Annotated in this window: 12 protein-coding genes; 4 read left to right on the top strand and 8 right to left on the bottom strand. The window is 45.1% G+C overall.

The window, feature by feature from the left end; translation table 11 throughout:
• Positions 1-2 precede the first annotated feature (2 nt).
• The 3 genes from V6M43_RS12930 to V6M43_RS12940 are packed head-to-tail and all read left to right on the top strand — an operon-like array spanning position 3 to position 2,463.
• Entirely contained in the window at positions 3-620 is a 618-nt protein-coding gene (locus V6M43_RS12930) for a CPBP family intramembrane glutamic endopeptidase (protein ID WP_332735882.1), read from the top strand.
• Positions 617-1,624, top strand: a complete 1,008-nt coding sequence (locus V6M43_RS12935) for an NAD-dependent epimerase/dehydratase family protein (RefSeq protein ID WP_332735884.1) — start codon at positions 617-619, stop codon at positions 1,622-1,624. Before V6M43_RS12930 ends, V6M43_RS12935 begins: the two co-directional genes overlap by 4 nt.
• The gene (locus V6M43_RS12940; protein ID WP_332735885.1) at positions 1,597-2,463 is read left to right on the top strand and encodes an SDR family NAD(P)-dependent oxidoreductase; all 867 of its coding nucleotides are present in this window, start codon (positions 1,597-1,599) and stop codon (positions 2,461-2,463) included. The genes V6M43_RS12935 and V6M43_RS12940 overlap by 28 nt, the downstream gene beginning before the upstream one ends.
• 9 nt (positions 2,464-2,472) lie before the next feature.
• On the opposite strand, the gene V6M43_RS12945 is transcribed toward V6M43_RS12940, so the two are convergent.
• Together V6M43_RS12945 and V6M43_RS12950 are read right to left on the bottom strand one after the other, a co-directional pair.
• The gene (locus tag V6M43_RS12945) at positions 2,473-3,507 is read right to left on the bottom strand and encodes a glycosyltransferase family protein (protein WP_332735887.1); all 1,035 of its coding nucleotides are present in this window, start codon (positions 3,505-3,507) and stop codon (positions 2,473-2,475) included.
• A 30-nt stretch (positions 3,508-3,537) separates the two neighbouring features.
• Complete coding sequence (locus V6M43_RS12950) at positions 3,538-4,374, bottom strand: UDP-2,3-diacylglucosamine diphosphatase (protein WP_332735889.1); 837 nt, start codon at positions 4,372-4,374, stop codon at positions 3,538-3,540.
• Positions 4,375-4,506: 132 nt separating this feature from the next.
• On the opposite strand from V6M43_RS12950, the gene lysS reads away from it, so the two are divergent.
• Positions 4,507-6,024, top strand: a complete 1,518-nt coding sequence (gene lysS, locus V6M43_RS12955; protein ID WP_332735891.1) for a lysine--tRNA ligase — start codon at positions 4,507-4,509, stop codon at positions 6,022-6,024.
• A 50-nt stretch (positions 6,025-6,074) separates the two neighbouring features.
• Here the strand turns inward: lysS and V6M43_RS12960 are convergent, their stop codons facing one another.
• The 6 genes from V6M43_RS12960 to V6M43_RS12985 form a co-directional block, all read right to left on the bottom strand.
• Complete coding sequence (locus tag V6M43_RS12960; protein ID WP_332735893.1) at positions 6,075-6,896, bottom strand: SDR family oxidoreductase; 822 nt, start codon at positions 6,894-6,896, stop codon at positions 6,075-6,077.
• Positions 6,897-7,553: 657 nt separating this feature from the next.
• Positions 7,554-8,540, bottom strand: coding sequence for a potassium channel beta subunit family protein (locus tag V6M43_RS12965; protein WP_332735894.1), 987 nt, complete (start codon positions 8,538-8,540; stop codon positions 7,554-7,556).
• Positions 8,541-8,645: 105 nt separating this feature from the next.
• Positions 8,646-9,359, bottom strand: coding sequence for an LPS export ABC transporter periplasmic protein LptC (gene lptC / locus V6M43_RS12970; protein ID WP_332735896.1), 714 nt, complete (start codon positions 9,357-9,359; stop codon positions 8,646-8,648).
• A complete protein-coding gene (locus V6M43_RS12975) occupies positions 9,352-10,668 on the bottom strand; it encodes a hypothetical protein (protein WP_332735898.1) in 1,317 nt (438 codons plus the stop codon). Before V6M43_RS12975 ends, lptC begins: the two co-directional genes overlap by 8 nt.
• Positions 10,669-10,690: 22 nt before the next feature.
• The gene (locus V6M43_RS12980; protein ID WP_332735900.1) at positions 10,691-11,416 is read right to left on the bottom strand and encodes a type III pantothenate kinase; all 726 of its coding nucleotides are present in this window, start codon (positions 11,414-11,416) and stop codon (positions 10,691-10,693) included.
• Between the two features lie 5 nt (positions 11,417-11,421).
• Entirely contained in the window at positions 11,422-12,066 is a 645-nt protein-coding gene (locus tag V6M43_RS12985; protein ID WP_332735903.1) for an LON peptidase substrate-binding domain-containing protein, read from the bottom strand.
• Positions 12,067-12,092: the final 26 nt, after the last annotated feature.

Genomic DNA, 12,092 nt, shown 5'->3' on the forward strand with positions numbered 1-12,092 from the left:
AAATGGAAGCCTATAATATCAGTGACATTATCAAAAAAGATAGTCGCGGTGACGGTTATGTCCAATTGGTCATGAAACAAATTAAGGGGATAATACTCTTTTCGCTGCCAGTCATTCTCTCCTGCCGCTATGCCGATCTAAAGAACATTTACCTTACTCTTCCTGCTCTCAGTACCGGTAAGTTTACCCTGCCTGTTGCCCTGGCCGGTGTAGCCGTAGTTGCAGGATATTTTGGTGCGATGCGTTTCCTTCGCGAAAGCAAAGACCGGACTTTTCCACTGCCGGGAAAAGGATCATTAGCTGTTTACTTTTCCCTGAGGATCGCCCATCTCATTTTGTATGAGGCATTCTTCAGAGGACTAATGCTCTGGGTTTTTACCAGCCTGTTTTCCCTTACTGTTTCCATCGGCATCAATGTGCTGTTATACATGATGGCACATTACGGTGCAAGTCGCAGGATGATCTTAGCCTGCATTCCTGCGGGCATCATTCTCTGTTTAACGAGTTGGTACTTTGGATCTGCACTGCCTGCCATGGTCATTCATGTACTGCTAAGTATATCCTATGAATTCCTGATCACCTATCACTATTCAACATACCCTAAAACTATAACCATATGAAAATATTTCTCACCGGTGCTACCGGCTATATCGGCAACCAGCTTGCAATCACATTAGCTAATGAAGGAAACGATGTCACTGCTTTGGTTCGATCACCAGAAAAGCAAAACTCACTGCATCACCCAAATATCAGGCTCGTAACGGGTGACATCACTAATTATGAAGCATTATACAATGCTATGAAAGATGCCAGCCAGGTTTATCATGTAGCAGGATATGCCCGTCTCTGGGCGCCGGATAGCTCTATCTTTTATGCAGTGAACGTTGATGGAACCAAAAATGTGCTGAAAGCTGCCAAAGAACTGGGCATAAAAAAAATGGTACATACTTCCAGTACAGCTGTTTTTGGTCCCACAGGTTTTCTTCCGGCTACAGAAGAATCACCCCGCATAGCTCCCTTTGATAATGATTACGACCTGTCAAAGCACCTTGCAGAAAAAGAGGTAATCAAAGCTGCCATGGATGGTTTGGAGGTGTGTATCGTGAGTCCCTCAAGAGTTTATGGCTATGGAATAAATAGTCCAGGCAATGCCATTACCAATCTCCTGAAAAGAGCATTGCTGAAAGAATGGATCGTGCTGCCTTATGCGCCACAGGCAATTGGAAACTATACCTATATTGATGATGTAGTAAGTGGACATATCAAGGCCATGCGTTTTGGGAGGACCGGCGAAAAATACCTGCTGGGTGGAGAAAATAAAATGGTGAGGGAAGTGCTGCACTGTATCAGGCAACTGGTTGAACAGGTAAACTATATTCCTCTCCCGCTGGGCTTACTAAAAGTTTTCAGCCAGCTCTTGCTACAGTATAAAAAACTCATAAAGGAAGATGCCCTTTTCACGCCATCCTCTCTTAAAAGATACACTTCCAATGCCGCCTTCGATAGTTCTAAGGCACGCAGAGATCTCAATTATTCTATAACCCCTTTTGAATCCGGAATGGCTGAAACCCTTTCATCACTTAAAAAAGATCTGACATGGCTACCCCATATTTCACAATTATAACCGGCGCAAGTGAGGGACTTGGGAAATCATTCTCCCTCCAATGTGCCGAGAAAGGAATGAACCTTCTCCTGGTTGCATTACCCGGCAGGGAAATCCATCAACTGGCAGTGCATATCCGGCTGAACTACCAGGTTACTGTAGTGGTATTTGAGAAGGATCTTAGTACTGAAACCGCATGCTGGTCGCTCTTTGAACAGGTAATGTTTGGAGGATGGAAAGTTAATATGCTTATCAACAATGCGGGCATAGGCAACACTGTTCTGTTTGCTGATGGCAATATCAATGCTTACCAGCAACTGATAAGGTTGAATATTATGGCAACCACCTTACTCACCCGCCTATTCCTTCCTATTCTAAAGTTAAATGGGCCCGCATATATTCTCAACGTCAGCAGCCTCGCCTCATTCTTCCCGCTGGCCGACAAACAGGTATATGGCGGTACAAAATCTTATATCCGTTATTTCTCTATGAGCCTTCGGAAAGAGCTCCGTCACTCAGGCATCAGCGTTACAGTGGTATGCCCCGGAGGCATCAATTCTAACCCTAATCAATATCTTCTATCTAAGTCCGCAAGCTGGCTTACCAAATTGGCCACCATGGAGCCGGCGGAAGTTGCGGAAGAAGCATTATATGCACTTATGAAAGGCCGGCCCATGATAATTCCAGGCAGGTTAAACCGTATCAGCCTTTGGTTAGATAAAATTATTCCAGACAAATTAAAGGAAATATTCTCCGCCTACCTGGTAGCACGCAAGCCATTACTGGTATCGCCTATTCCATGCTTATGCACAAAAAATAAAGACCATGAAAACCTTATCCTTTGTCCGGCCGGGCTCTGAACAAAAACATTAACCGATCATTAATTCAGGGTATAAAAGAGCGAGTCCAACTCCTCCTGAAGGATAATTATCGAAAAGGTTGCCGAGTATATCCGGAATGTTATTAGAGTACTGTCTAACACAGCTATTGAAGGATCCGATCCATTCAAGGAAAGAATCATGGAAATTATTATCCAGTGCAGGAACTACAGTAACACCCATCTTTTCTAAGGCAGCAGCATTACATTTTTGCTCATACTGTCCGCCAATAGGAATAACCATCAGCTTCTTACCCAGGTGCATTACTTCCGAAGGCGTCTCAAATCCTGCACCGGTGATCACTCCATAAGAATTTATCATGCTTTCATTAAACAGCCTTTGGCTGACTGGAATCAATTTTACATTGCCAATTGTTTCAGGCGATCTCACGTTTTTCGAAAACAGTTCAAACTTAAAATTTGATAACCTTGAAAACGCTTCAATTAAGATCTTATCGCTATAAGCAGAGAGATAAACTGTGATATGACCCTTATTACGCGGTTTTGATTCTAAGATTTCCTTCTTGATTACCGGTTCAAAAATGAAATCATCATAGCGTTCAAAATGCAGTCCGATATATTGCGAAGCCCTTGCATAATTTTTTAAAAGGAACTCACCCATTATCTCTTTGTTCGCGGGGCGTGGAACCAGGTCTGAATAGAAGGAAGCCTGGTGACCAAAATTGACAGATGGGATCTTCCTGTATGCACAAGCGATGGAAGTGATGCATTCAAAATCGTTTATGATAACATCGTAATTATGTACTGGCAATTCACGCGCTGCTTTGATTATTCCCGGAATATTCAATTGACTGACGATCTTACCATATTGAAGTCCTCCATTCTTTGAATAAAAAAGACTCAGACCCTTGCTTCGATACTTTACCGGCAGATCATGCCGTAGCTGGCTATTTGCACCACTCAGGAAAACATCAACGAGACCATATCGTTGCAGATATGGTAGTAATTCTATCGCTCTTGAAATATGCCCGTTGCCGGTTGCCTGAACAGAATAAAGGATCTTCATGGTTTAGTTTTAATTTCTTTATCAATTGTGTTATCCCGCTAATGAATTCACATAAAAATTCACCTCATCCGTTACAACATTTATTACAGGCTGAACATGTTCATGCCTGGTATCAGCAAATTCCTTTTCATCATACTGATATATATGCCAATCGTTGTGTTGAAATTCAAGAGCTGTCAAATGTTCAACCCAATCACCCGAATTGAGATACATGACGGAGCCTTTTTCTGTTTCTACCATTCTTTTCTGTGGCTGATGGATATGCCCGCAGATCACATAATCATAATTTTTTTCAATCGCGATCTCTGCAGCAGTCATCTCGAAATCATTGATGCGGGTAACAGCACGGTTCACTCCAGCCATTACAGCTTTCGATAAGGAGATACGCTCCCGTCCTATCATCTTCATCAGGAAGCTGATAAACCTGTTCAGAAGTATCAGGAATCCATAACCGCTGCTTCCCAGTTTCGCCCAGAATTTTGCCGAACCTCTTGTTGTATTATCAAATACATCACCGTGGAATATCCAGGTCATTTTATTATTTATCTCCACCACGAGTTTATCCGTAAGCTGAAAATTTCCCACCTGGATATCGCAATACTTCCGCATGATCTCATCATGGTTACCGGTGATATAGATAACCCTCGTTCCATTACTCATCATGCAAAGGATCTCTTTCAAAACGGCCATATGTGAACTGGGGAAATAATGCCGGCTAAATTGCCATCCGTCAATAATATCTCCGTTGAGGATCAGCATTTGTGGAGATATGCTCCTGAGATAGTTTAGCAGCTCCTTTGCCTTTGCACCATAAGTGCCAAGGTGGAGGTCCGAAATGACGGCTACATCAAGGCTGCGTTTTTTCATTGGGGATGTTTGGTAAATTTCATTTTCTCCTGTTACCTCATTACTACTTAAAGGTTAAGGAATGATGATCATGCGCTAAGAAATTGTTATCCCTCCAAATGCGTTATTTTTGCGCATCAAATTTTTGGAAGCATGCAATTATCAGAACAAGAACAGATCCGTAGAGAAAAACTGCACCAACTGCAGGCGCTGGGCATAGACCCCTTCCCTGCCGCGCTTTTTCCCGTTAATACCAATGCCTCCTATATCAGGGAATACTATAAAGGAGAAGAGAATAAAGCTGATTTCACTGAGGTTTGCCTTGCCGGCCGCATCATGAGCATCCGAGATATGGGTAAGGCAAGCTTTGCCGTGCTGCAGGATAGCACAGGCCGCATCCAGATCTATGTTCGTCGCGATGATATTTGCCCCGGCGAAGACAAGAGCCTCTATGACAATGTTTGGAAACACCTCGCCGATATAGGCGATATTTTTGGGATAAAGGGTTTTGTATTTACAACAAAAACAGGTGAAACATCTGTTCACGTTCAGGAATTGACTCTACTCACAAAAGCGCTGAAACCACTACCAGTAGTGAAAGAAGCGGAAGGACAAACATTTGATGCCGTTACAGATCCTGAATTCAAGTACCGCCAGCGTTATGCTGACCTTGTCATCAATCCGCAGGTTCGTGAAACTTTTGTAAAACGAACTAAGATGATAAATACCATCCGCGGGTTCCTTAATGAGCGCGGTGCCTTGGAAGTGGATACACCTGTTCTCCAGGCCATTCCAGGCGGTGCAGCGGCACGACCTTTCGTCACCCACCATAATGCCCTGGATGTTCCTTTCTATTTGCGTATTGCCAATGAGCTCTATCTAAAACGTTGCATAGTTGGTGGGTTCGACTGGGTGTATGAGTTCAGCCGCAACTTCCGCAATGAAGGCATGGACCGCACGCATAACCCTGAATTCACTGTACTGGAGTGGTATACAGCCTATAAAGATTATTTCTGGATGATGGAAACAACTGAACAGTTGATGGAGAAACTGGCACTTGCACTGCATGGCACAACCGAACTTACTGTCGGCAGTAAGTCCATCAGTTTCAAGACTCCCTTCAAGCGCATATCCATATTTGATTCAGTAAAAGAAAATATTGGTATTGATATCAGCGAAATGGATGAAGCAGGATTACGTGATGTTTGTAAAGACCTCAAAATTGAAGTAGCACCCAATATCGGCAAGGGGAAATTAATAGACGAGATATTTGGGGCTACCAGCGAACATACATATATACAACCAACTTTTATAATGGACTATCCGGTTGAGATGAGTCCTCTTACCAAAAAACATAGAACCAAAGCCGGACTGGTAGAACGTTTTGAGTTGATGATCAACGGCAAAGAAATTGCCAATGCCTACTCTGAGTTGAATGATCCCATTGACCAGCGGGAAAGATTTGAGGAACAGGTGAAACTGATGGAGCGGGGTGATGATGAAGCTATGTTCATTGACCAGGATTTCCTCCGTGCCCTTGAATATGGCATGCCCCCCACAGCAGGAATCGGGATAGGAATTGATCGTCTCTGCATGTTGCTCACCAACCAACCGAGCATACAGGATGTATTACTCTTTCCCCAGATGAGGCCAGAAAATTTTGAAGATTAAAAAAAAGGGCGCTTCCATCAGAGGCGCTCTTTTTATTTATAACCAGATTTTTATACAAACAGATCGTTCATCAGCTTGTGGTTTGGATTCACAGCATACTTGCTGAAATCATTCACGCCTTCGGCGGCAAGCACTTCTTCATCAATGAAAAAATTGCCGCTGCATTCGTGCGAAGGGCGTTGTAATATATACCAGGCCGCATCGGCCACTATCTCCGGCGTTCTGCTGCGCTGGATGAGAAAATCACCGCCCAGCAGGTTTTCAACCGCTGCAGTGGCAATGGTTGTTTTGGGCCATAAGGCATTAGCAGCGATCCGGTGAGGTTTCAGTTCCTCTGCCAGGCCATACACCACCATGCTCATCCCATATTTACTCATGGTATAAGCAAGGTGTGGCGCAAACCAGCGGGGATCCATATTCAGCGGCGGAGAGAGGTTGAGTATATGCGGATTATGCGCATTTTTGAGATGTGGGATACAGGCTTTTGACACCAGGAAGGTTCCCCTAACATTGATTCCATGCATCAGGTCCCATCTTTTGGCTTCAGTTTGTTCCGTTGGGGTGAGACTGATAGCACTTGCATTATTAATAAGGATGTCAATCCCCCCAAATTCCTTAACGGTTGCTTCCACCGCCTGCTGAATACTTTCTTCATAACGGATATCGGCCTGGAGGGGAAGTACTTTCCCTGCCCCTGCCTTTTTGATTTCTTCAGCGGCAGAATAGATAGTGCCGTCAAGTTTGGGATGCGGTTCCACGGTTTTTGCAGCAACGGCAATATTGGCTCCACCGGCCGCTAGCCTCAGTGCAATAGCCTTCCCGATGCCCCGGCTGCCACCTGTTATAAGTACGTTTTTGTTTTGAAACTCCATGTTTACTGAGGTTTTTGAAGGTTTAACGGATTATCATTATCTAAAAGCTAACGGAAGTTAGGCGAGTTATACCAATTTTCACCTCGTAATTCTACGATTTTGGGGGTATTTACCGAAGAGGGAAGATTAAGCATTACTGCTCTTGTTACGTTAGGGTACTGTTAATACTTTTGTTAAGTCAGTTGATCGATAACAAATCAACCAGATCCTAAGAAAAAACCAACCCGATGTAAATCGGAAATCCAAAAGATCCTAAACCGAAGAAAGAAGAACCAGATCCTTTAAAAAACCAAAAAGTCCAAGAGTCCGAAAAAAACCAAGTCCAGGAATCCTTTAAAAAACCAAGAAGTCCAAGAGTCCGAAAAACCAAGTCCTAGTCCAAACCGTTTGTAACTTAAGTCCAAAAAGTTTCAAGTCCAAAGTCCAAAAGATCCAGATCCGAAGAAAGACCAAGAGCATCCAAAAATCCGAAGAAAGACCAAATGATTGATTATCATTTAACTGACAGAACGTTTTTAAAATCCTATTTCACGCGATCCAATTCCTAAAGAATGACCGACCGTAAAATTTGTACCTATCGATGACCTAGACCTAATGGTTCTGAATCGTACAAAAACATTAAAGCCCCCGCAGCTCACGCCTTGGGGGCTTTTTATTTTATGCCAGGTTCAGGAAAGGCTTATTCTGAAGAATATCTTCAATTTTTTGCATCACCTCATCAGTAAGCAGCGGCAGAATTTCAAGGGCCTTCAGGTTCTCTTCGAGTTGGGGGGCACTGGTTGCTCCCAGAATAGCGGTGGTCACATTTGGATTCCTGATGGTCCAGGCTATGGCCAGCCCGCCAACAGATATACCCAACTCTTTAGCCAGGGCATCCAGTTGACGAAGTTTATCGATCTTCTCTTCCTGCAGCCAGCGATCCTTAAGCCATTCAAACCCTTCGAGCCCCAGCCTTGACCCCTCTGGAAAGCCTGATAGATATTTACCGGTAAGAAATCCTGCGGCCAGCGGGCTCCAGATGGTAGTGCCCAATCCCACATTACGGAATACCGGCAAATAATCCATCTCCATTTTATAGCGCTCAAACATATTGTATTGGGGCTGCTCCATCACCGGACCGATCAGTCCATACTGCTGCGCCACCCGGTGGGCTTCCATGATCTCGGCTGCACTCCACATACTTGTTCCCCAATAGAGCACCTTGCCCTGGGTTATGAGATTGTGCATGGTCCACACCACTTCTTCAATAGGCACTGCGGGGTCGGGACGGTGACAGAAATAGAGATCAAGGTAATCAGTCTGGAGTCGGCTAATAGCCTCATGGCAGGCTTCCACAATATGCTTCCGGCTCAGCCCCGTCTGGTTAGGTTTGCTATCTTTCCGGCTGCCGAAAAACACCTTAGAGGAGAGAATATAAGAGGTCCGGTCCCAGTTCTTTCCTTTCAGCACCCGGCCCATCATATTTTCACTTTCGCCATGCGCATAGCCCTCCGCGTTATCAAAAAAATTGATGCCACTATCATAGGCAATGCCCATCAGTTCATCGGCTTTGCTGTCATCAATTTGCTTATGGAAACTAACCCAGCTACCAAAACTTAATAAACTCAATTGCAGGCCGGTACGGCCCATGTAACGGTATTGCATAAAACATTTTTTAGTTGCTGATAAAGCGATTAAAATTGGCGATTTGCAAGAATAAATCGGGGGGATGAATATACAAATGAAAATGGGTTCAGTTGGTGACCCTGATCACTTTTGCTTAGCACTATCCCTTGCCCGCCGTTGGGCTTCACGAGCCGAATCAACCGGTGACCGCATCCTGGGAACCGGGCGCAGCGGGGGTTGCGGAACATTGAGTTGAAGACTGTCAACCTCACCATCTCCGGGGGCTATCATTGATGAGTCAATAACCGGCGTAGTGGCAAATCCTCCCTTCGGCACCAGCAACTCTCCTGTTACCTGGGTTATCACCCACCAGGTAAAAGACTGGTCGGCTTCCAGGCCAGTTCCAAAAATGATCTTATCGGGCTGATGGATCTGGACCGGCTTATCTGTATAGAATTTTTCCAGGTTCTGGTCCCACCATAACTCCTGGCACTTCAAAGTATCCTTCTTGTCGTTAAAAACGATAACACTATCTCGCAGGAAAACCTTGTTATCACTTTCTTTATAACGACCATATTTTGCATCCAGCTGGCTTTCCACCTTAAGCAGACTGTCCTTAAAAAAATCAACATGGAGCGTATTGGGAAATTCGATGTATGGACTGTCGGTCTGGTAGCGGTTCATAACAGGGGCGGTTAGCCGCGCACGCATCTTTCCCCCCTGGCTGAGATAACTCTCAATGAATTTTGCCTCTTCCACCGCAATGCGCTTGGTGGTTAGGGCATTGATCTCTTCTTCGCTGTTTTCACAGGCGACGAAAAAAAGGCAGCACAAGATATAAAAGAGGTTCTTAATCATATTTACGCTTCACGAACCAGAGGTCACTCAGGGTGAAGCCTAATGATATCCTGAATGTATTCTCCTGGAGATAAGTGGATGTGTTTCCCCTTCTTCCATATTCAAGGGCGAGATTAAGATTGGTATACTGCTCACTGAAACGGTTTGGCCTTACCGGAAATCCAAAACCAGCAGTTACTGTATATTGATTCAGGTCTTCATCACGCACTTTAATATAATCAGTTCCAAAATTGAAACCTGCCCGGTAGGTTACCCTTCCCCAGTAATTAGCGCCAAAAGGATTGGGCGTTAATTGTCCGCCTATCCTGATCATGCTATTGGAAACCACAGAGTCTTTCTCACCATAGATCCTGAAATCATCCCAGGCCGTGGTAGTATACTCGGCTCCTATCATCCATTTGTCCTGGCGATCGAGTGTGAAACCTACAGAATAAGTTGCGGGAAAACTAACCTTACCTGCAACATCAGCTTCTTTATAAACACTGTCAATGGGGAAGGTTCCGCCCGATCCATCGTATTCAAAAGTTTCATTGGTGATATCGCGGGTGGCGTTAAAATCCTGTTTCAGGGTTCCCGTGGCACCCAAAACCAACCTTGTTTTTTTGTCGAGCTTAGCAATGTACTGAACGCCTCCGTTCAGGAATACACCGCCGAAATTGATCTTGGTCTGGTAGTTCCCTTTCCGGTAAAGGACTGAATCATTGAGGAAGCTTTTCCTGGTGCTGATATCTTTTGTTCCGAAATGGTATCCCACATTAGCTCCTATGCTGAAATTGCCAAAGCCTTTTCCCAAACCGGCAAATGCCTGGTAAGAACCGCCGGTACCTTCATTGAGGGTAAGGGTGGAATCAATGGGATTTCCTGTTTCCGGATTGAATTCACGGCCTGATGATGTAATCTTATAATTTATCCTGCTAACCGGCCTTAGCCCCAGTACCATCCCAAAATTATTCTTCCTGCTCAGGGGGATACCCAACTGAACATAGGAGATATTGGCGAAACTGGCTTTATACTTATCGGTCCGGTTCTGCTGGCGCAAACTTTGGTTATCTACCTGAAACCCAAGATCGAAGGAGGTGATCCTGAGTTTGCCATAACTGGCGGGATTGAAAGTGTTCAGGGTCTGTGGCTTCGGGTAACGAAGTTTTAGGTCAAAACGGGGGTCATAATCCACGAAGCCGGTAGTGATACCGCCCATTCCTCTTGTGGCAACAGGAGTGCCTGGAACCAGGTTACCCCAGCCGTAACGTGAATAGGGCGAATTTTCCTGGGCATCCGCCACCAGTCCGCTTAACAGCAAAACAGTCATAAACAGCTGGGAAATTGGTCTTTTAATTACACTCACTGATCGCATACAGTCCTTTAAATATTAAATTCTGGTCGGCAAATATCTTGTTTTTTAGATGCGGCACAAAATAGCCCGAATTACCCCCGGTTAACAGCACGTTAAAGTTCCCATACCTTTCTTTGTAGGCATCTATGAATCCGTCAATTTCCTTAGCCATCCCGAGGATCACTCCGCTGGTAATATTCGTGACAGTATCATAGCCCACCAGGGGGAAATTCCAGTCTTCTTTAACCAGTGGCAACTTTGCCGTATAGTCGCTCAGGCTGCGGAAACGCATATCCATACCCGGTGATATTCCCCCACCCAGGAATTCATGGTTACGGTTCACGAAATTGTAAGTGATGGCCGTTCCCAATGCTATTGCCAGGTTGTTCCGCTGCGGAAAAAGATTCACGGCAGCAGCCACGATGGCAAGCCTGTCGGCCCCGATAGTAGCTGGCTTTCCAACCGGCGTTGTGAACGGAAGCTGGGTAAGGTGGCTGAGTTTATGAAACTTCGAACCTCCTTCCAATTCCACTTCAACCTGCGGATCATGGTCCATTACAGACGACAGAATAGTTCTCTCTGGCTGGAAAAGCGCTAATGCCTGCCGGATAGCTTCCGCTCCGGTATTTTCCAGCAGGATAACTTCCTGCATATCGGCCCCCTTAAATACAGCATATTTCTGGCGTGTATTGCCAAAATCAAAACAGAGCGTGATTGCAGCCATTTGGTTTACACATCTAAATCGAGCGAAGATAGGTTTTTAAAATGGCCGTTGAGCTTCACTTTTTCCTTAAGCTGTTCCATCTCGGCAATCACCGGTAATACTTTTGCAAGGTGTCGCTTAAGATATTCCTGCCGCTGGAGCTCATGGAGTAATCCCAGCAACTCATATTCCTCCTCAATTGAAAGTCCGGCATGATGTGCCACATCGTAACTGATCAACTGGTCATCGGGCTTCTTAAAATCCTTTCTGACCTCAAGCAGGCGGTGCAATTCGCGGATGCCCGCCACCACCATCTCCATCAGCGGCCGCTTGCCCTTGCCCCCGATATTAGGCGGGTAATTGACAATGGCACCCGTGTAGAGTTTGTCAGGGATATCCTTCACCTGCTCGAGGATGCGGAATACCTTCACCCCTTCTGTGCGGATATCCATTTCGCCCGATTCATAGGTCTTGGTCACTTCTGTTACCCGCATCAGCGTACCCATCTCCTGAACTTTCTTTTCTATTACTGTGGGTATCCCGAAAAACTTTTTGCCATCAACACATTCGTTGATAAGCTGCTTGTAGCGCGGTTCAAAGATGTGGAGGTTCAGTTGCTCTCCGGGATAAACAACGATGGCCAGGGGGAATATAGGAATGAAATTTGTCATGGATCAGCATTCACGGTTGGGCTTAT

The organism is Flavihumibacter sp., assembly GCF_036676075.1.
In the GTDB taxonomy this organism is placed as follows: Bacteria; Bacteroidota; Bacteroidia; order Chitinophagales; family Chitinophagaceae; genus Flavihumibacter.